Raw genomic sequence first — 21,413 nt, 5'->3', positions numbered from 1 at the left:
GAGCGAAGATGACGGACTACGAGTTCCACCACAGCGTCGACCTGGAATTCGACGTCGACCCGGACGCATGGGACCCCGGCCTCGCCCTGCGAGCGGATCCGGGCGTGACGCAGCCGCCCGTGGTCCTCGGCGACGAGGAGCTGAGGATCCTGCGGCGCGGCAACCGCATCGCCATCGCACGCGGCACCCCGGAGCCCGTGGAGAGCGCCGAGTTGCCGGTCGAGTCGGCTGCCTACCACGTACCGCTGCTGTTCATCCTGCACGCGCACCCGGAATGCACCTTCTCCTGGGGGCGCGTCCAGGTCGACCTCGGCCCCACTCCGGGCACCACCGTCATCGACATGTCGCCGCGTGAGGTGCAGGAACTGCCCATGGAAGTCGAGAGCCGCCGGGTGGTCGGCCTGTCCTTCAAGACCGTGGCGAGCGTCGCCGATCTGACCGCCCAGTCCGAGCGCGCGACGACGCGCACCGTGTACGTGCCCACCCTCACCACGTCCGGAGTGGGCTTCCGCAAGGCGTGCTGGGACTTCCATCCCAGGTCCGGCTATCTCCACACCGACCAGGAACTGCACCTCCTGGTGAGCGCGCCGGCCGCGACCCCGGTCCGGGCCGAGCTCACCGTCCGGGTCAAGGCTTCGCTCCGAGGCCGGCCCGCCATCCCCCTGCTGGCCCGCGCGCGGGACATCCAGCGCCATCTCCACCTGGCCGGCCCCCGGCCCGTCTGAGGACATGAGCGAGCCATGATCCCCTTCCCGCACGACGCTCTCGCCCGTCGGGCCCTGGAGAGCCTGAGCAAGCGGATCGACAGTGTGTTCGATCCAGCGCCTTGTCTCGCGCCCGAGGCCGACGACGAGGCCGCCCTGGTTCTCACAGCGGCACGTGGCGGACCTGAGGAACAGCTGGTCGCCGTCATCGTGGCCGGCTTCCTCCACCTGCGGTACGCGGCCCTGCCGGCAGCCGAGGGCCGGACGTCACTGGTGCAGGCCGTCGGACTGCTCCTGCCCTTCGCACGCTGGGACCCCGAGGTGCGGCGCCTGCTCAAGATCTTCGCGCAGGCGGACCCCGACCTGCTGCCGGTCGGCCTGCGTGAGGAACTCCGCACCCCGGGCATGACCTTCGGCAGGTTCAAGGCGATGAGCGCCCGGGACATCATGAGGAGGTGCAAGCCGACGTCAGCCGACGCGCCGGAACTGCTGCACGCCATCGAGCTGTTCCGCCACTCCCTCGACGACGACCCTTCCGCGGCGCCCGCGGAGCGCGCCGAGCGCCTCCATGACCTCTCCCTGGCCCTGGAGACCAGGGAGAGACTGTCCGGCGAACCGGCCGACCTGGAACCGGTCATACGCGCCTGGCGCGACGCGGTGAAGTCCGCTCCTCCCGCCACCCCCGAGCACGGCCTCTACCTCCACCGGCTGAGCGGCGCGCTGGAGAAGCGCTTCCGGTCACAGGGCCACCAGGCCGACCTGGACGAGGCCGTGAGCACGGCCCGTGCGGCCTGCGCCGCCGTTGCCGACGGTCACAAGTACCTTCCGATGTTCCAGAACAATCTCAGCCTCTACCTCTGCCACCGCCACCAGCGGCTGGGCAGCCGAACCGGAACAGCCGATCTGGACGAAGCGCTCACCGCCGCACGGGCAGCCGTCCGCACCGCGGGCCCGAGCCACGATCTCCTGCCGACCTTTCGGTCAACCCTGACCAAAGCCCTGCACGCCCGGTTCCGGTCCACCGGAGACTGGTGCGATCTACGAGAGGCGATGGGACTCGGCGTCGCGCCGCCGCGGTGATCCGGGCCGGGCACTGCTTCCCACCCGTGCGGCGCGCACCACCAGGGGGTCCAGCCACCACGTGGCGCCCACTCGGGAAGCCGCCGACCGGGAGGACAGTCGTTTCAGGGCCGTGCCGACCTCGGTCGTGGTGAGACTCGGCAACAGCGCTGCGAGGAGCCTGGCCGGGAACACGTTGCCCCCCGACCTGTCGGCCAGCCGGAGGAGGGCCAGCTCCGCCGGACCCATCCTCTCGAGGAGGCGGCGGACACCGCCGAAGACTGCGTTGGCGAGGTCCCCGACAGTGTCGACCTCCGCAGCTATGGAAGAGTAGGACGACAGTCCATGACGGTCCCGCAGGTGCTCGCCCACGGCGACCAGAGCACCGGCGTTGCCGCCCAAGCCGAGTACGACACTGTTCCGCGCCTGGCTGTCGGTATCACCGTCCGGCAGGCGGTAGCCGTCGAGGAGTCCGACCGCGTCGAGCACGGGCAACGGGCCCACTCGCACCACGGGAAACAGATCGCCGAAAGCGTCCTCTTCGCTGATGAGGACGGTCCGCGCCCCGCTTTCCGCGGGGAGCGGCAGGAGATCCAGGACGGCAGGGCCCAGACCATCCGGCATGTCGTCGATCACCCAAAGGCTGGCGGCACCTGCACACCGCAGCCTGCGGGCCACCGCATCGGCCACGTGATCGTCGGGAACCGTCCTGAGGTCGATGTCGATTTCTCCTGCGACGCGGCGGAGTTCACGCGTGTACCGCTCGCGCAGGGCGTCGGGGTCGGCATTCGCGCCTGCGAGGCTCACCCAGTGAATCCCGCCGGGGAAGGCGGCAGCGAACCGCCAGGCATAGGCGGTGACCAACGCGGTCTTGCCCGCCCCGGGCAACCCGCGCACCGATACGAACGGTCCGCGGGCCGTCTCCTGGATCAGCGGGAAATCGGCCGCGTGCAGCGCGGTGTGCAGATCCCAGAGCTCGCGGTATCGGCCGGTGAAGTTCCGCATGCAGCCGGATCGTCGGGCGGACCAGCGTGGTCTCGTGGCCGGTGGGACCTCACCGATCGATCCCTCAATCCCCGTGGCGGTTTTCGCCACCAGCCGTGCTATCTCAGCGACGCCGGTGGCCGGCAGCGCGAACTTGGCATCGGCCAGTTGGACCGGCCGCAGGTGGTCCGTGCCCGGTTCGGGATTGATCACCATGATGCGCCCGCAGGGGTCCCCTTCCCACTGCCCGGCAAGGAAGGCCGTCATGAGTTCCCGCTGGCACGCCGGCCGGGCCGCATAGTCGGCAGAGTAGTAGGCAACGAGCGTCTTCGCCGTGCGGAGGGCGTCCTGGATGCTTGCGGTGATGCTGGTGAACGGCTCGATCCGGTCTTCGTCGACGAAGACCCGAAGGCCGAGCGCCCGCAGCTCGGCCGCGAGTTCCCGGCCCGGTTCCCGGTCCGCACCCGAGACGGACAGGAAGACGTCATAGATCGGTTGCAGCAAACCGTTGGGTTCCTCTCCGGCCGACGGCAGAACCGCACCGTCCTCAGGCAATGTTCTCGCCCGAGGTTCTCTCACCGGACGAGGCCGTGTCTCGGACCCAGCCGTTACATTCGTTTCCCTCTCGATTCGTAACGCACAGCCGGATGAGGCCGACTTCTCACCCGGGGTTCCTGAGCCACAATCAGGACGGGGCGATGGAACGGGCGGCTGAAAGAAGAGAGAAGGGGGAACGGGGAGCGGTGGAAGACCGGACGGACTTCGGCACCAGGGTGCGCGCCTTGCGATTGGCGGCCGGCCTGTCCTTGCGGGAACTCGGTGCTCTTATCCACTACAGCAAGGCGCAGATCAGTCGGGTGGAGCAAGGGCTCTCACCACCGACGACGACCTTCGCGGCTGCCTGCGATCGGGAGTTCGGCACCGGGGACGAGCTGGCCCGCGCTGCCGCCGTACTGGCCATGGGGCATCGGCGAGCGCAGGCTGAGCGCACGTTCGACCTGCCGGCGGGCCCCCGCAGGCTGATCGGCCGGCAGGACGACGTCGAGGCACTTGAGCGGTACCTGCTGGTTGTCGACGACCGGAGGGCGGCCCGTATATGCGTTCTGCACGGCATGCCGGGTGTCGGCAAGACGGCGATCGCCCTGTGGGTCGCAGAGTCGCTGCGCGAAAACTATCCCGACGGCTGCCTGTATTTCGACATGCAGGGGTACAGCCTGGACAACCGCCCTACCGGGGAAGACGAAGCCCTCGACCGCGTCCTGCGCCGCCTGGGGGTCCCCGGTGAGTTGGTGCCGCGGGCCGTCGAGGACCGTGGGGCGCTGTTGCGCCAGAAGCTGACCCATCGCCGCGTGCTGCTGATCCTTGACAGCGTGAGCGATGCCCATCAGGTCGCCCGCCTGCTGCCTCCGAACGGCCGCTCTGCGGTGGTCATCACGAGCAGGCAGCCGCTCAGTGCCCTGGACGCGGTGTTTCATCGGCAGATCAAGGCATTGGACCCGAGAAGCGCCGCGGAGCTCTTTCACTGGGTCGCCCAACTACCTCCGGGATCCGACGAACGTGGTGACCCGGCCGTGGTCGCCGAGATCGCCAAGTTGTGCTGCGAACTACCGCTGGCCTTGTGCATTGTGGCGTCCCGGTTCCGCGACAACCCCGTGCGGCGGCTGGAGGACGTCGCAGCTCGCCTGGCCGACCAGGCTGTGCGGCCGCGAGAACTGGACGACGGCATGCGGAGCATGACCACGGTGTTCGCCGCGTCCTGCGCGACTCTCTCCGACGCTCAGCAGGCAATGCTCGCCCTCATCGCTCTCCACCCGGGTGCTCGGGTGGACGCGCACGCGGCGGGCGCCTTGGCCGGGGTCGCGCCTGCGGATGCCGAAGGCCGGCTCGACGAGCTGATCAGGTCTGGGATGTTGGAGCGGCACTCGCACAACGCCTACCGGCTGCACGACCTGCTGCGTGATCACTTGCATCGGCCCGAGGCCGGGATTCTGTCTGAACCGGAGGCCACAGCGGCCCGGCGCAGGCTCTTCGACTACTGCCTGCACGCTGCTGCTGCGGCGGACACTCGGATTGACGAGCACCGGTATCGAATGCCGCTGGACGCACCGTCATCTGCGGTGATTGTTCCGGAGTTCCGGGACGCCGGCTCGGCCAAGCAATGGATGGACCACGAGGTCGACAACTTCTTACCCATAGTCCAGGAAATGGCGCAGCACGGTGAGGACACCGCTTGCTGGCAGTTCGCCTATTACCTCCGGGGATACTTCTACACCACCAAGCAGTGGGAACTCATGGTTGCCTGCTACGAGCGAGCACTTGTCTCCGCGACCAAGTCCGGTGACCACAAGGTCATGGCAATCGTCCTGAACAACCTGGGTCTGGCCTGTACCCAGATCGACCGGAAGGACGAGGCGATGCGCCTCTACTCCCGCGCGCGGGGCGAGTTTGCAAAAGCCGGTGATCCCTACGGGGAGATGAACGTCGTGGCGAACCATTCCTGGCTGGCCTACGACAGTGGCGACTTTCAACAGGCGCTCGACCTGGGGGTGACGGCATGGGAGTTCTACCGCAGCAGAGAACAATACCCCAACGCCGCTATCGCTCTGGACTGCATCGCGCGCTGCGAACTGCGGCTCGGCATGCTTGCCGAAGCAGAAAGGCACTTCCATCAGGCGCTCAGTGACTTCGTAGGGCTCCGTTTTCTCGACGGGGACACCGCCCAGCTTCTCTCCCATCTCGGCCGGACCGAGCTGCTCCTGGGCAAGACTGAAATGGCTGTCGAGCATTTCCACCAGGCAATACTGCATGCCCGGTCGGCTGGAGCGCTTCGGGAGGAGGCGGCGGCGGTCGAGGGCCTCAGCCGGGCGGCCGGCATGCAGGGCCGAGCCGTCGACTCCGACGCCCACCGCGCAGCGGCGATCGCTCTCTACGAGGAGGTGGGCGCGACCGAGGAAGCAGAACGTCTGCGGGCCGAACGAACCGCACAGAACGGGAAGGAACGCAGGGAGTCCGGTGCGTGGAGCGAGAGGAGACCACGGGTGACAGCCAGGGCCGGGCGACCGCTGAACGTACTCGCGGTCAACACCGAATGGTCGTCCGCGCATGGTGGGTTGAGCACGCTGAACCGCGAGCTCTGCAAGGCCCTCGCGGCGCAAGGAGCCACGGTCCTCTGCTCGACACCGCAGGCATCCGAGCAGGAGCGTCGCGACGCCGAGGCGGTGGGTGTCCGCCTGGTCCATCCGCCACCCTCGCTCGGTCTCCCAGAAGCCGCCCTGTCCCGTCCCCCCGAGTTGCCCTCGGGCGTCGTCCCGGACGTCGTGATCGGCCATGGCCGCAAGACCGGCGAGGCCGCCATGTGGCTGGTCGACGACCACTTCCGGAACGCGAAATTACTGCATTTCTTCCATGTGATCTCCGACCGAGTTGAGTTCGAGAAGAATGACGGCCCGGACAGTGATCCCATGGCAGTGGCCGAGCAACGCATTCAGCGTGAGCTTGCGATCGCCAGAAGAGCCGACCTGGCGATTGGCGTGGGCCCGGTTCTTCACCACTACCTGCGCGACCGATTGCGTGGTTCACGGTGCCCGGAACCATTGCGGTTCGATCCGGGTTTCGACGCGCTCGAGGAGGTGCCAGAACCCCCACCGCCGAGCGACACCGTGCGTGTTCTCCTGGTCGGGCGCCTGAACCTGCGCGAAGCGAGGGTGAAAGGCCTGGACATCGCCGCCCGTGCGCTGGGATACGCACTGGGGCAGCGAGGGCCGAACGACCCAGAGGTCGAACTGGTCCTGAGAGGTGTCGAGTCCGGGAAAGCGAATGAATTGGTGGACGCGGTCCGGGGCTGGGCCGGTACACCCGCGCTGCGCGTCACTCCCCGTCCCTATTCTTCCGACAGGACGACGCTCAGCCAGGACCTGCACCATGCGAATGTGGTTGTCATGCCTTCCCGCACGGAGGGATTTGGCCTCGTTGGCCTGGAGGCCATCACCATGGGTGTGCCGACACTGATCAGCAAGCGAAGCGGCCTGGGCGCAATGCTCGATGAGCTTCGCGCCGACCTGTCCGTCGAGTTGTCGAACCGGATCATCCCCGTAACCGGTGAAAAACGGGACGCTCTTCGTTGGGGTGACGCAATCATCGCGGTTTTGAACAATCCGAGGCCGACATTCGCAGCGGCCAGGACTCTGCGTGATGAGATGGCGGTGAGGCGAACCTGGGCAATGGCCGCCGGCACACTGCTGGAATCGGTGCAAGCCTTGGTCTGAACTGCGGGTTTCAACGCCCTGAAGCTCTCGCAGGCGGGCTGAAACCGGGTTGAGGCCGTTCTGAACCGCCCGGCCCGCAAGCTCTGCGGCATGACGACGACGAACCACGAACACGAACCCGCGATCGCGGCCACCGGGCTGCGGAAGTCCTACGGGGACAAGACCGTCCTCGACGGCATAGACATCCAGGTGCCCGCCGGCACGATCTTCTCCCTCCTCGGGCCGAACGGCGCGGGCAAGACCACGGTGGTCAACATCCTGTCGACGCTGATCTCCGCCGACGGCGGACAGGCGCGGATCGCCGGACACGACCTCACCGCCGAGGCCCAGGCCGTCCGGGCCGCCATCGGGGTCACCGGTCAGTTCTCCGCCGTGGACGGTCTGATCACCGGCGAGGAGAACATGCTCCTGATGGCCGACCTGCACCACCTGTCCAAGGGCGAGGGCCGGCGGGTCACCGCCGGACTGCTGGAGCGCTTCGACCTGGTCGAGGCCGCCAAGAAGCCCGCCTCCACCTACTCCGGCGGTATGAAGCGCCGCCTCGACATCGCCATGACCCTGGTCGGCAGCCCGCGGATCATCTTCCTCGACGAGCCGACCACCGGCCTCGACCCGCGATCCCGGCACACCATGTGGCAGATCATCCGCGAGCTGGTCTCCGGCGGTACGACGGTCTTCCTGACCACCCAGTACCTGGAGGAGGCCGACCAGCTCGCCGACCGTATCGCGGTGCTCAACGGCGGCAGGCTCGTCGCCGAGGGCAGCGCCGACGAACTCAAGCGGCTCGTCCCCGGCGGCCACGTACGGCTGCGCTTCTCCGACCCGGTGGCGTACGAGCGGGCGGCGACCGCACTGCGCGAGACCACCCGCGACGACGAGGCGCTCACCCTGCAGATCCCCAGCGACGGAAGCCAGCGCGAGCTGCGTGCCGTCCTCGACTGGCTGGACGCCGCCGGTGTCGAGGCCGACGAGCTGTCCGTGCACACCCCGGACCTGGACGACGTGTTCTTCGCCCTGACCGCAAGCCCCGCATCTTCTCAGCCCGCCGACAAGGAGACCGTCCGATGAGCACCGCGTCCTACGCGTTCCGCGACAACATGACCATGCTCCGGCGCAACCTCCTGCACGCGCGCCGCTACCCCTCCCTCACCCTGAACCTCCTGCTCACCCCGGTCATCCTGCTGCTGCTGTTCGTGTACGTCTTCGGCAACGTGATGAGCGCCGGCATCAATGGCGGTCACGCGGACCGCGCCGACTACGTCGCCTATCTCGTCCCCGGCATTCTTCTGCTGACCGTGGCCATGACCTCGCTCGGCACCGCGGTGGCCGTGTGCACCGACATGACCGAGGGCATCATGGCCCGGTTCCGCACCATGGCGATCTCCCGCGCCTCCGTGCTGATCGGCCACGTGATCGGCAGCGTGATCCAGACGATGATGTCCCTGGTGCTGGTCCTGGGCATCGGACTGGCCATCGGCTTCCGGCCCGACGCGTCACCGGTGGAGTGGATCGCGGCGGCCGGGCTGATGGCTCTGGTCAGCCTCGCACTGGCCTGGCTCGCGGTCGGCATCGGCCTGATCAGCCCCAACCCCGAGGGCGCCAGCAACATCGGGACGCCGCTGGTGATGCTGCCGTTCCTGTCCAGCGCGTTCGTGCCGGTGGACGCCATGCCGGGCTGGTTCCGCTGGTTCGCCGAGTACCAGCCGTTCTCGTCCGTCATCGAGACCCTGCGCGGGCTGCTCCTGGGCACCGAGATCGGCACGAAGAACGCGGTGCTGGCCGTCGCCTGGTGCCTGGGACTGTCGCTGCTGGGCTACCTGTGGGCCAAGGCGAAGTTCAACCGCGAACCGAGGAGTTGAGTTCGTGCAGGGCCGCGGCCCGAAGCTCCTCCCGCTCCAGGGTGGCGTACGTCGACCTCGCGTCGTCGTAGGCCGCCCTGTCGGCGTTCTCGGCGGCCTGCCGGGACCGGGCCGAGGACAGGGTGGGGAACTCCCGTACCGCCGGCATCCGCTCCGCCAGCGCCACCAGCCGTACGCCCGCCGGGTCGCCCGCGGCCAGCCCGGCGAAGCCGAGCGCCAGCAACACCGTGCCGTACACCGGCAGTTCCGCCGGAGAGCCGTCGCCCGAGGAGCCGGACAGCATCCCGAGCAGCCGTTCCCGCAGTTGCCCGGCCAGCCCGGCCACCGGCTCGAGCCGGCCGTACTGCGCGTGCGCCGCGAGCGCGGCCGACTGGATCTCCAGCGCCCACGGATCCACGAACGGATCGTCGGCGTGCAGCAGGATGCCCTCCCGGCTCTGCTCCACCGCCTGGCGCCACAGCCCGAGCCCGACCTCGGTCAGCCCGCGGGCCAGCGCGATCTCCGCGCGGGCCGACAGATCGGTGCCGAAGGTCTCGGGGGACTCCGGCTGCTGCTCCCCGGCCGCGAGTCCCAGCCAGTACTCCGCCTCGTCGACCTCCCCGCGCTGCAGACAGGCGAGCACGAGCCCCCAGCGGACGCCGATCAAGTCCGACCAGTCGCCGACCTCGTCGAGCGCGCTCAGCGCGGCGCGCAGATGGTCGTACGCCTCCGCGCCGTGCCCGGACTTCAGGCACAGCTCGCTGATCCGCCCATGAGCGATCAGCCGCATCGCCGGATTCTCGAGCGGCCCCAGCACGTCGAGCATCCGGCGGGCGCACACCAGCGCGCGCTCCGTGTCCTGCTCGGCCTCCCACACATAGCTGGCGACACCCGCCGCCATGCCCGCCAGCATGGGCGCGTCGGCGTCGCAGAGTTCCTGCAGCCGCGTGTACCGCGGCGGGTGCATCTCCGGGAAGGCGCACAGCACGATGGCCAGCGCCCGCGACAGCGTGTCCGGCGACGCCGGCGGCAGCCGGCGCAGCGTGACGAGATGGCGTACGGCGTAGGGGCCGCGGCCCATGAAAAGGCTGGCCGTGCACACCGTCGCCGCGCTGCGGGCCGTCTCGATGTCTTCGGCGTCCGCAGCGTTCTCGGGGCCGGGACGGAAATGGGACAGCGGTCCGGCGGTCTCCTCGGCGAGGGCGGCGAGCCGGGCGTAGTTGGAGCCGGTGGCCCACAACGAGCCCAGCGCGGCGGTGAGAGCCGCGGTGGTGGGCCCGTCGGCGCGGGCCAGCGCGTACCGCAGGGCCAGGACGAGGTTGTCCTGCTCGGCCAGGATGCGCAGCCACGGGCGCTGCGTGCCGCCGCCGAACAGCACGTCGTGGTGCGCACGCCCGAAGTCCCGGGCCCAGAGAAGGAACCGGCCGGTCACCGCCTCCTCCTCACCGGCCTCGGCGCGCCGGGCCGCACTGAACTCCCGCAGCGTCTCCAGCATGTGGAAGCGCAGCCCGGACGGGGTGTCTCCGACCTTGACCAGGGACTGGTCCGCCAGCTGCTCCAGCAGCGTCAGCGCGTCCGCGCTCGCGCCGAGCACGCACTGGGCCCCGTCCTCGGTGAAGCCCCCGGGGAACACCGACAACGCGCGCAGCGCCGCCCGCCCGTCGGGCTCCAGCAGATTCCAGCTCCACTCGACCACGGCCTGCAGCGTGCGATGCCGCTCGGGCGCGTCGCGGGCGCCGCCGCGCAGCAGGGCGAAGCGGTCGCGGAGCCGGCGCGAGATGTCGGCCACGGAGAGCACCCGGACCCGGGCCGCGGCGAGTTCGACGGCCAGCGGCAGCCCGTCCAGGTGGCGGCAGATCTCGGCCACCTGGCCGGCGGGCAGTTCCACGCCGGGTCTGGCGGCCCGCGCCCGCTGCCCGAAGAGCTCGACCGACGTCTCCAGCGAAAGCTCCGGCAGGGCGTACACGGACTCCGAGGACAGCCCCAGCGGAGCCCGGCTGGTGGTCAGGATCCGCAGCTCCTTCGACCGCGACACCAGCGCCTGTACGAGATCCGCCGATCCGGGGATCACCTGCTCGCAGTTGTCCAGCACCAGCAGCGCGGGCCCGGCGCCCAGCGCGGCGACGATGCCGCCCACCGCGTCCCCGCCGAACCGGCCCTCCCCGGCGCCGACGGCCGAGGCCACTTCGCCGACGACGTCGTCATCGGCGAGGACACCGGCCAGGGTGACGAAATGGACCACGGGCTGCTCGGCCGCGCGGCTCACCGCGTGGGAGAGCCGGGTCTTGCCAAGCCCGCCGGGACCGACGACCGTGACCACCCGCATCTCGCGCAGCAGCCTGCCCACGGCGGCGATGTCGGCGTCCCGCCCCAGCAGCGGGTTCGGCTCGTGCGGCACACCGTGCCGGGCCGTCGGCACGTCCGCCCGCACCAACTCCTGGTACACGGATCTGAGCCCGGGCCCCGGATCGGTCCCCAGCTCGTCCCGCAGCCGGCGGCGATAGGCGTCGTACCGGGTCAGTGCCGCCGCCCGTCCGGCGGTCGCGGCCTCGCACCGCAGCAGCTCGGCCAGCACCTCCTCGTCCCGCGGCAGCTCCCGGGCCAGCCCGGCCAGCGGCGCCGCCGCCTCCTCCCGCCGCCCCACCCGGGCGAGCGCGAGCGCCCGGAAGCGGACCAGCGCACGGTGCGCCCGGCCCCGGTCGGCGCGCAGCGCCACCACCGGATCGTGCAGGTCCTCTCCCGCACCGGCGCCCACGCTCCCGTCCCAGAGCGCCAGGCCGGCCTCGGCCTGCGCCAGGGCACCCTCGTGGTCCCCGGCCCGCGCCCGCTCGGCACTCGCCGCCTCGTGCAGCAGCAGCGCGGAACTGTCGACCTGCGCCTCGTCCAGCGCCAGCCGGTACCCCGTCGGGGTGCTCACGATCAGCTCGGCGCCCAGCTGTGTCCTGAGCCTCGACACCAGGACCTGTACCGCCTTGCCCGGCCGCTCCGGCAGTTCGTCCGGCCACAGCCCCTCCACCAGCCGGCCGGTGCTGCAACCGGTACGCAGCTCCCCGGCGAGCAACGCCAACAGCCCGCGCAGCCGGGGCGCGGTGATCTCCCGCCCGCGACAGGCGACTCGGGACAGCAGAGCCAACTCGGTGGTCATGCCCGAAGGTTAACCAGCGGAACGCCGGGCGCACCCGCGGACGGGTGCCTGTGCGGTCAGCCGAGCCAGGCCCTGACCTTGTCCGGGCCGGCCTCGACCATCTGTGCCACGGCGGGTCCCCGCTCCGGGTCGACCACCCGCACGGAGACCTTCGGGTGCGCGCGATGGAAGCGCTGAGCCCGAGGACCTCGCGGACCAGGGAACCGGCCGTGGACAGGTCGCGCAGCACCTGCCGGGCCGCATCTCAGGGTCACCGCGTGCCCCAGCCGGGCGAGCGACAGGAACAGTGTCCACCGCCCGCCCCGGCCTCTTGGTGCGCCTGGGCCAACGGCCGGAGTGAGACCACCGCTGTCCCGCGCACTGTCCGACACCCAGGCACGGTGCGACCCCTCCATCCGCTCCCGTACACGAGCTATTCGTCGTCGCACCTCTCCAAGACCAGGCTTGCTGAGCCGGCCAGGGTCTTCAGCCCGGCGGCGCTGGCCTCGATGACGATCTCTCCGCCCAGGTTGCGGAGCTCGATGCGTGCGTCTTCCTCCCACGTGAGGACTCTGGTGGTTCCATCAGTCACCGCACGCAGCCCGTGTCACGGATGAGTGACAGTCAGGTCATGGGCCGGAGACGGCATGAACCTGGCAACCAGGAATGATCATCATGGTGATCGTAAACACGCGGTGGCCCAGCACCTGGCGCTCCGCAACCGTCACTTGAAAAAGGAAATCCGTGATGAACCGTCGTCTGCGCACCGCCCTTGCTGTCACCTCCGTGGTCAGCGCGGGTCTGCTGATGACAGCGTGCGAAGGCGGTGACGCGTCGTCGGCGCCGGCTGCCACGTCGCCCGGCGTGACCGCCTCGTCGGGCTCCTCGGCGGCATCCGACCAGGCGAGCCCGACGGCGTCCAGCGATGGCGAGGGCGGGGACAAGAGCAGCGCAAGCAGTGGCTCCGGCACCTCGAAGACGGACGGCGACGACACGTCCGCGGACAACGGCGCGGACAGCGGCACGGACAACAGCGCGGACAAGAGCGGCTACGGGCAGAGCTGCGGTACCAACGACATCTCCTGGAGCGTGAGTTCCGAGTCCCAGGCGGGTGGCTACTTCCTGATCAAGGCCAAGGCCAAGTCCGGCATCACCTGCATCCTGCCCGCCGCGCTGCCGGTCGTGGCCTTCGGATCGGACGGAACGGAAGCCGGGCCCGCGGAGCAGTCCGTGGGTGAGGCGATCACGCTGCGGGCCGGGGTCACCGCCTACGCCGGTGTGGCCGCGAAGTCCACCAAGGGGAACGGCGGCAAGGAACTGGACTTCCTCATCGTCTCCGTCTCCGACGACGACCCGAACCCGGAGTCCCTGAACGTCGGCACGTTCGTCGTCGACGAGCCGATCGTCACCAACTGGCACACGTCCGCAGCCGACGCCGTTCCCTTCACGAGCTGACGCGGACCGAACACGGACGGCGGGGACCGTGCGGGAATGAGTGCTTCCGTATGGGGATGCCTTTTCTGCGCGAGTTCTGCACAATTCCGCACGCGAATATCTGTTCGCATGCCATCATCGCCGGGCAGGAAATGTGACCACCCGGGGGACCATCCGAGCCGTCATGCCACAGGTGGTGCGCCGGGCCTGAGGAAGGATGACGCCCCGTATGGGCAGACCCGTTCCCCCGCCGTTCCGTGTCCGGGCGCCGCACCGGCTGCTGCTGCCGCTCACCGCCGCCGCCGGAGCCGCGCTCATCGCCGGTACCGTGCAGAGCCCGCCCCAGTCGCGGCTCCCGGCCCGGCCGGACGCAGCGCCGGTCGCGGCCGTGAGCTGCGCCGCCGGGGTGTGGAAGGCCGACTACTACCCCAACACCACCCTCACCGGCACGCCCCGCAAGTCACTGTGCGACACCGCGGTGAAAGAGAACTGGGGCAGGGGACACCCCGCCGGGATATCCCTGCCCAACGACCGCTTCGGTGTCCGCTGGACGATGCGCCGCAACTTCGGCGGAGGCGGCCCCTTCCTGCTGAAGACCGCGGCCCAGGACGGCGTCCGGGTCTGGATCGACGGCAAGCGCCACGTCAACCTGTGGCGCGACTACGCCTCCACCCAGAGCAAGAGCGTCAAGGTGACGGTGCCCGCCGGAACGCACACCGTGCGGGTCGACTACGTGGCTCTCACGGGCCCGGCCAACGTCACCGTCAGCCTCGCCCCGAGGACTCCGGACAAGGTCGCCCCCCTGGCTCCCGCCTCCGTGAAGGCGGTGCCCGGTGACGGCCGGGCCACCGTCGGCTGGGCCCGCAACGCCGAGGCGGATCTGGCCGGTTACCGGGTCTACCGCTCCACCAGCAAGCCCGTGGCGATCGACACCGCGCACCGGGTCAGTGGCTCGCGTCCGCTGACCGGTGCCTCATTCGCCTCGACCGGGCTGCGCAACGGCACCAAGTACTGGTTCGCCGTCACCGCCGTGGACCGCGCGGGCAACCAGTCCCGTGCCTCGGCCAACGTCTCGGCCGTCCCGGCCGACAAGACCCCGCCGCGGGCTCCGGACATCCTGGGGGCCGACGGCTACGGCGACATCGACCTCAACGGCAACGGCGTACCCGACGCCGGCGACGACCTCGGCGAGAACCACCTGAGCTGGGGCCCGAGTTGGGACGACGACTACAGCACCACCGACGCCTTCGCCGGCTACCACGTGTACCGCGCCACCGCCCCCGGCGGCCCCTGGACCAGAATCAGGAGCGCCGACGCCCGCGTGGTCCAGGACAACGCCTACGCCGACAAGAACGCCCCGATCGGCATCACCGCGTACTACCGGGTGACGGCCGTCGACACCGCCGGCAACGAGTCCGCCCCGGCCACCACCGAGCCCGGTGAGTACGCCCGGACCGTCGCCTCCGCGCTCCGCCCCGACACCGGGCTGTACCCGCCGCAGCAGCCCACCGGGCTCAAGGGCACGCTCAGCGGTGACGACGCCGCGCTGGACTGGACCGACAACCCGGTCGGCAGCCCCGTGCACGGCCTGACCGCCGGCTACCAGGTGCAGTCCGCCTCATCGGCCTCCGGTCCCTGGATCCTGCGCGTCGACGCCGACACCCCCCTCACCTCGTCGCAGTTCACCGACACCACCCTGTCCGCCGGCGGCACCCGCCACTACCGGGTGCGCACCGTCGGCAAGGTGACCGACGCCGACACGCCGCGCGCGTACTCGGCCTGGACCGAGCCGGTCGCCGTCAGCCGCCCGCTGCCGCCGGACACCACCGCGCCCCGTGCGCCCGCCGCGCCCGAGGCCACCGCACCCGACGGCGGCACCACCGCCACCCTGGCCTGGACCACCATCGGCTGGCCCGGCTACGAGCAGGACTTCGCCGGCTACCAGGTCACCCGCGGCACGAGCCCCGACGGCCCGTTCACCGACGCCGGAAGCCCCCGCACACCCCAGTGCGCCGCCGTGCCCGGCACCGAGGAACAGGTCCGCTGCACCCTCACCGACGGCCCGATCGCCGCCGACGCCACCCCGTACTACCGGGTCGTCGCCGTCGACCAGCTGGGCAACCGCTCCTCCGGCACCGTGGTGCAGCTCAAGCGGACGGCCCCGCCGGCGCCGAAGCCGCCCACGCCCACCGGGCTGACCGCCACCCGCGACAGCGACACCGGCGGCATCCTGCTCGACTGGGACGACTCCCCGCCGTCCGAGGTCTACCTCTACTACCTGTTCCGCACGACCTACGGCAGCCCGTGCGCGAGCGTCGACACCTTCCACACGGCCGACTCCTACTACCTGGACACCAACCCGTTCCGCAAAGGCCGTTACTGCCTGACGGTGCGCGGCTTCCAGGGCAACTACAGCGACCCGCTCTGGATCGACGTCCCCGACACGTCCGACGGGCCGGCCCCCGGCAGCCCGCAGCAGCCCGAGACGCCGACCGCGGCGGGTACCGCTGACGGCGTCCGGCTGACCTGGGCGGTCAACGACCCCGCCGCGGCGAGCTACGAGGTCTGGCGCCGCACCGAGTCGGAGGCCGTGTACATCAAGACCGGCGACGACATCCCCGCGACGACCTCCCCGGAGTGGACCGACACCGGCGCACCGGCCGGAGCGCCCTCCTGCTACCGGACCATCGCCGTGAGCGCGGCGGGAAACCGCTCGAACTTCTCCGAGGACACCTGCGCGGTGCGCCCGTATCCCGAGTCCACCGCACGTCCCGACCGACCCGCGGGGCTGGCCGCGCGACAGGACGGTGACCAGGCGATCCTGTCCTGGCAGCCGGTCCCCGGCGCCACCGGCTACCTGGTCTACCGGTACTGGCACGACGCCGCCCACCCCGGCACCCGTGTCCAGGAGCAGCCGGTGACCGGCACCACCGTGACCGACACCGCCGCACCCTCTCCCCTGTCCAACACCTATTACGGGGTAGTGGCCGTGGACGCCGCCGGCGTGCGTTCCGAGGCGGCGGTGCTGCCGTGGGTGGGCGACGGCTACGGCGGCTCCATGACCCTGGCCGCGAACGGCTCCGCGGACGGCGTACTGCTCACCTGGACGTGGTCCTGCCGGTACGACTGGTGCCCGCCGCTGTCCTCGGCCGCGGTCCAGCGCTGGAACCCCACCACCCAGGCATGGGACGAACTGACCTCGACCCTCCCCGGCACCGCCGTGTCCTACCTGGACACCACCGCACCGCCCGGGGCCACCTCCTACTACCAGGTCCAGATCTACGGCCAGGACGGCAGCCTCCCCGAGCAACTGGGCTACGGAGCGGTCCCCGCCACCCGCCCGGCATCCGGGTGAAGCTCGCGTGTAGGCGTGTAAAGGCCATGTAATTACGCCCCCATTCGGGCATATGCCATAAGCACTTCCATGCGGGGTGAGCTTTACTCTTCCGACATAAGCAATTAACAGCCATCTCTCCATCGATGGCTGGATCCCGTGTATAACTTCATACTGTCTGATTTTTAGCGACAGGCACCAAGTGGGGGGTGTCGTCACTTGGCGCAGCACTGACAGGGGGTTTGGGGGGTTTTCGTCGACGGCGTCTTCTCGCGCCGTCGCGTTGTCGGCCGCACGCCACAAGGGGAGGCGTGTCGATGCCGCACGCGTTCCAGTGAATCCACAGCGAACTGCGCTCAGGTACAGCCATCAGTGCTGGCCGCCGCATTCCGCGCAGTTTGGCGTTTACCTTTCCCTGTCGTCGGATTCCCTCATTCCGCTTCCGTATTCGGCTGCTCGCCGGCATCCGAATCCGAACAGGAGACTGATTCAAATGGCCAGAATCTTCATCGTGGGTTCCGGTGTGGTCGGAACAGCCACCGGCAAGGGGTTCCTCAACGCCGGACACCACGTGACCTTCATCGATGTGGCGCCGCAGCGTCTGCTCTACCTGCGCTCCCAGGGGCTGGACGCGCGCGCCGAACTCGATCTGAGCGCCGAGTCGGACGCGTTCATCTTCCTCACGCTGCCCACGCCCAACGTCGGCCACCGCTACGACCTGTCGGCCTTCGAGGCGGGCACCGCCTCCGTGGGCGAGGCGCTGGCCGACGCCACGGGCACGCATGTCGTCGTGGTCCGCTCCACGGTTCCGCCGGGCACGGCCGAGGGCCTCGTGCAGCCGCTGCTGGAGAAGCACGCCGGCCGAACCGTCGGCGAGGGCTTCTCGCTCGCCAGCAACCCGGAGTTCCTCCGCGCGGCCACCGCGGTCGAGGACTTCCGCCACCCGTGGATGACCGTCATCGCCTCGCGCAGCGTACGCACCCGGGAGCGGCTGGCCGAGTTGCTGGCGCCCTTCGGCGGCGAGACACGCTTCTTCTCGAACCCCGCCGAGGCGGAGTTCGTCAAGTGCGCCCACAACATCTACAACGCCACGAAGATCAGCTTCTGGAACGAGATGTGGCTGGTGGGCCAGCACCTCGGTCTCGACCTCGACCCGATCGCGCAGACCGTGGCCCGCTCGGCGGAGGCCTCCTACAACCCGCACTACGGCATCCGGGGCGGCGCCCCGTACGGCGGTGTCTGCCTGCCGAAGGACACCCAGGGATTCCTCGGCCTCGCCGCGTCGATCGGCGTCGAGATGCCGCTGCTCCAGGCGGTCGTCGCCGTGAACGACAAGCTCGCCGAGGTGGCCGAGATGGAGGCGGAGGCCCTGACCGCCTAGGCCCTGCGACCGGCGCTAGCCGAAACGATTCTGCCCGGGCTGCTCCCGGGCGGTTCCCCGGGCCGGACTCCGGCCCCGGGCGTTTCACTCCGCTGCCGTGCCGCATGGCCGGCGCGGCGGCGGAGGCTGTCAGACACCTGTGGACCCAACGAGAACAGGCCCATGAGCGGACTTTTCGACACCACCTTGCTGGACTTCCGGTACTACCTCGTCTACCTGCCGCTGGGCATACTCGGGCTGGTCCGCTGGGCCTGCTGGCTCGTGCGGCGCGCGCCCGCGGCTCTCTACCGGTCCGTGACGGACGACCACTCCCTTCCGATGAGCATCGTCGTGCCGGTGTACCAGGAAGATCCGGAGATCTTCGCCCACGCGATCGAGTCGTGGCTGGCGAACGGGGTGGACGAGGTCGTCCTGGTCATCGACGTCACCGACCAGGCCTGTCAGGAGATCGCGGCGCGCTATCCGGTGACCGTCGTCGTCACCGACGTGCCCGGCAAGCGCGACGCCCTGCGCAAGGGGTGGGAGGTGTGCTCCACCGACCTGGTGGCGCTGGTCGACTCGGACACCATCTGGGCGGACGACGTCGCCCGGGAGGTCTGCAAGCCCTTCGCCGACCCCAGGATCGGCGGGGTCGGGACCCGGCAGAACGTCTACAACCCCAAGGGCTTCCTCCAGCGGGTCAACGACATGTTCCTTGACTACCGGTACTTCGACGAGAACGCCGCGCAGACCGTCATGGGCCGCGCCGTCTCGTGCCTGTCCGGGCGCACCGCCGTCTACCGGCGCGAACTGCTGCTTGAGATATCCGACGACTTCATGGCGGAGACGTTCATGGGCGTCCCCTGTATGTCGGGCGACGACAAGCGGCTGACCACGCTGATCCTGGAGCGCGGTCACCTCACCTACATGCAGCGCTCGGCCCGCGTCTGGTCGACCTTCCCCGGCACACTGCGGATCTTCCTCAAGCAGCGGCTGCGCTGGGCCCGCAACACCTGGCGCTCCGACCTGAGGGCGCTGTCGCGCCGCTGGGTCTGGCGGCACCCCTTCCTCGCCTTCACCATGATGGACAAGGGGGTCAGCAGCTTCACCCTGCTGTTCTCGCCGTTCTTCATGACCTGGGCGATCATCCGGGAGGACTGGTTCTTCGTCGCCTGTCTGGCCGGCTGGTGGTGGGTGAGCCGGTCGATGAAGATCCTTCCGCACCTGGTGCGCAAGCCCTCGTCGTTCTTCCTGGTGCCCGGCTTCGTCCTGGTCTCGTTCATGATGGCCGTCGTCAAGCTCTGCGCGCTCGCCACCATCCGCAAGCAGCGCTGGCTGACGAGGCAGGTGTCGGTGGAGAACGGCGTCGTCGTCAGGACCGCGCAGCCCGCCGAGGCGGAGGTCGCGGCATGAGCGGCATGAGGCACCTCGTTCACCTGACCCGCGCGGCCCTCGCCGCGGCCGCCCTGCTGGCCGCCGTCGCGCCCGCCGCCCACGCCGCCGGTGCCGCCCAGGGCGACCCGGACGTCGCCGCCTGGCAGCGCAGCGGACGACCGGACCGGCTGATGGTGGTCAGGCCCGGCACCGTCGCACTGGTCAGTCACGGCTCGGTGGTGAAACGGCTGTACCCGTCGTACGGACCGCTCCCGCTCAGCTGGCTGGCCGCCAACGCCGGCCGCGAGTGGGTCGGTTACGCACCGGGGAAGGCGGGTGCGTCGGGTGCGTCGAGGACTGTGCGGATCAACACGGCCGTGCTGCTCGCTCCCGGCACCACCCTGCAACTGGGCCGCCGTACACCCACCGTGCTGATGACCGCCGGGAAGACCGCCGCGTCCGGCACCTGGATCAGAGGCAGCCGGGCCACCCTCGACATCGACGACGTCACCCTGGCGTCCGCGCTCGCGGACGGGACCGACCCGGCCCCCGCCGGCCTGGCCGGACGCCCGTACCTCGCCATGGGGGCGGGCGGCCACCTGACGATCACCGGAAGCAAAGTGATCGGCTTCGGCCGGGGGGCCGGCGCCCCGAGCCGGGAGTCCGGGGTCACCTGGGGCCGGGCCGCCAGCGGCTCCGCCACCGACTCGACGTTCCAGGGGGGCCGCACCGGCCTGCGACTGGCCGGATCGACCGGGGTGGCGCTCGACAAGGTCACCGTCAAGGCGTCCGTCCAGGACGGCGTCGTACTCAAGGGCGACCGGGGCACCACCGTACGGGGGCTGACCGTCGAGGGCAGCGGCGGCAACGGCGTGACCGTCGGCGGCACCGACCGCCGCAGTCTGTCCGGCGTCACCACCAGCGACAGCCACGGCACCGGTATCAAGGCCACCGCCCAGCGCGGCCTGACCCTCACGGGAACCGCCTCGCACCACGACGCCGGCGGCGGTGTCCGCCTGGTCTCCTGCGCCTCCTGCACCCTCGACAAAGCCGTGGTGGACGGTGCGCCCTCCGCGATCGGCGTCTCCGGGCCGGGCGCACGGGTCGCCGTACGCGATGCCCGGCTCACCGGAGGCGGGGACGGGGACGGCGCCGGGGTGACGCTCGCCGCGGACATCGCCGGCGCCACCGTCACCGGCGGCACGATCAGCGGCTTCGACCGGGGCGTCGCGATCGGCGGTCCCGCCGTACAGGTGGACGGGACGACCGTCACCGGCGCCGGCACCGGCGTCAAGGTCTACGGGCGCGCCCGCGACATCGCGTTGCACTCCGTGGTGGTCCGCGGCGGCCGGGCGGGAGTCACCGCCTCGGCCACCACCAAGGGCGTCGTCCTGTCCGACGTCCGGATCAGCGGCACCTCCCGCAAGGGCCTGGCCTCCGCGTCGCCGGGCCTCGTCGTCACCGGCGGGTCGGTCTCCGGCACCGTCACGGCCGTCGACCTCGGCGCCTCCGCCCGGCTCGAGAAGCTGACTGTCAGCGATTCCCGCCGGGGCGTGCACCTGGCCGCCGATGTGCGCGCACGCGGCCAGGACCTGGACATTCTCGCCGAGCGCAAGGGAATCCAGGCGGACGCGGGTGCGTGGATGAGCATCACGGACTCGCGGGTGAGAGCCCCCACCGCCCTCTCCGGGGAGGGCACGATCAAGCGGCTCGGGAACACGGAGGTGACCCTGCCGCCGTTCCCCTGGCTCGGGTTCGCGGCGCTGGTCGCGCTCACCCTCGCCGTGCTGTTCCAGACCATCCACCAGGTCCGCCACCGCAGGACACCGCGCCCCCGGGTGGCGGCCCACGTACGGAACACGGCCTGACCTGCGAACACCGCATGCGCCCATGGCACCACCGCACCGCCGCATCCCACACCCGCAACACCCCCGCCG

The 21,413-nt window shown here is 70.3% G+C and carries 13 protein-coding genes; 10 read left to right on the top strand and 3 right to left on the bottom strand.

Annotated elements, in window-relative coordinates; all coding sequences use genetic code 11:
• Positions 1–8: 8 nt before the first annotated feature.
• Both ACFPIH_RS52120 and ACFPIH_RS52115 read left to right on the top strand, forming a co-directional pair.
• On the top strand, positions 9–725 hold the full coding sequence (locus ACFPIH_RS52120) for a hypothetical protein (RefSeq protein ID WP_381186735.1): 717 nt from the start codon (positions 9–11) through the stop codon (positions 723–725).
• Positions 726–740: 15 nt separating this feature from the next.
• A complete protein-coding gene (locus tag ACFPIH_RS52115) occupies positions 741–1,784 on the top strand; it encodes a hypothetical protein (RefSeq protein WP_381186732.1) in 1,044 nt (347 codons plus the stop codon).
• Here the strand turns inward: ACFPIH_RS52115 and ACFPIH_RS52110 are convergent.
• On the bottom strand, positions 1,743–3,251 hold the full coding sequence (locus ACFPIH_RS52110; RefSeq protein WP_381186730.1) for a TIR domain-containing protein: 1,509 nt from the start codon (positions 3,249–3,251) through the stop codon (positions 1,743–1,745). The genes ACFPIH_RS52115 and ACFPIH_RS52110 overlap by 42 nt on opposite strands.
• A gap of 194 nt (positions 3,252–3,445) precedes the next feature.
• Between ACFPIH_RS52110 and ACFPIH_RS52105 the strand changes: the two genes are divergently transcribed.
• The 3 genes from ACFPIH_RS52105 (at position 3,446) to ACFPIH_RS52095 (ending at position 8,871) form a co-directional block, all read left to right on the top strand.
• Positions 3,446–7,012: a helix-turn-helix domain-containing protein gene (locus ACFPIH_RS52105; protein ID WP_381186728.1), complete on the top strand. Its 3,567-nt coding sequence runs from the start codon at positions 3,446–3,448 to the stop codon at positions 7,010–7,012.
• Between the two features lie 90 nt (positions 7,013–7,102).
• Positions 7,103–8,080: an ATP-binding cassette domain-containing protein gene (locus tag ACFPIH_RS52100; RefSeq protein WP_381186725.1), complete on the top strand. Its 978-nt coding sequence runs from the start codon at positions 7,103–7,105 to the stop codon at positions 8,078–8,080.
• Positions 8,077–8,871: an ABC transporter permease gene (locus ACFPIH_RS52095; RefSeq protein WP_381186722.1), complete on the top strand. Its 795-nt coding sequence runs from the start codon at positions 8,077–8,079 to the stop codon at positions 8,869–8,871. The genes ACFPIH_RS52100 and ACFPIH_RS52095 overlap by 4 nt, the downstream gene beginning before the upstream one ends.
• On the opposite strand, the gene ACFPIH_RS52090 is transcribed toward ACFPIH_RS52095, so the two are convergent.
• Positions 8,849–11,995, bottom strand: coding sequence for an ATP-binding protein (locus ACFPIH_RS52090; RefSeq protein WP_381186720.1), 3,147 nt, complete (start codon positions 11,993–11,995; stop codon positions 8,849–8,851). The genes ACFPIH_RS52095 and ACFPIH_RS52090 overlap by 23 nt on opposite strands.
• A 412-nt stretch (positions 11,996–12,407) precedes the next feature.
• Positions 12,408–12,566: a hypothetical protein gene (locus ACFPIH_RS52085; RefSeq protein WP_381186718.1), complete on the bottom strand. Its 159-nt coding sequence runs from the start codon at positions 12,564–12,566 to the stop codon at positions 12,408–12,410.
• 155 nt (positions 12,567–12,721) lie between these two features.
• Between ACFPIH_RS52085 and ACFPIH_RS52080 the strand changes: the two genes are divergently transcribed.
• The 5 genes from ACFPIH_RS52080 (at position 12,722) to ACFPIH_RS52060 (ending at position 21,344) form a co-directional block, all read left to right on the top strand.
• Entirely contained in the window at positions 12,722–13,429 is a 708-nt protein-coding gene (locus ACFPIH_RS52080) for a DUF4232 domain-containing protein (protein ID WP_381186716.1), read from the top strand.
• A 208-nt stretch (positions 13,430–13,637) separates the two neighbouring features.
• Entirely contained in the window at positions 13,638–16,763 is a 3,126-nt protein-coding gene (locus ACFPIH_RS52075) for a PA14 domain-containing protein (RefSeq protein ID WP_381186713.1), read from the top strand.
• A 472-nt stretch (positions 16,764–17,235) separates the two neighbouring features.
• Positions 17,236–18,123 (top strand): hypothetical protein, encoded by an 888-nt coding sequence (locus tag ACFPIH_RS52070; RefSeq protein ID WP_381186710.1) that lies wholly within the window; start codon positions 17,236–17,238, stop codon positions 18,121–18,123.
• Between the two features lie 162 nt (positions 18,124–18,285).
• Positions 18,286–19,515 (top strand): glycosyltransferase, encoded by a 1,230-nt coding sequence (locus ACFPIH_RS52065; protein WP_381186707.1) that lies wholly within the window; start codon positions 18,286–18,288, stop codon positions 19,513–19,515.
• Entirely contained in the window at positions 19,512–21,344 is a 1,833-nt protein-coding gene (locus ACFPIH_RS52060; protein ID WP_381186704.1) for a right-handed parallel beta-helix repeat-containing protein, read from the top strand. The genes ACFPIH_RS52065 and ACFPIH_RS52060 overlap by 4 nt, the downstream gene beginning before the upstream one ends.
• The last annotated feature ends 69 nt before the right edge of the window (positions 21,345–21,413 follow it).

The organism is Streptomyces vulcanius, from assembly GCF_042653945.1.
GTDB lineage: Bacteria > Actinomycetota > Actinomycetes > Streptomycetales > Streptomycetaceae > Streptomyces > Streptomyces mangrovi.
This window is presented reverse-complemented; position numbering and strand designations above follow the sequence as displayed.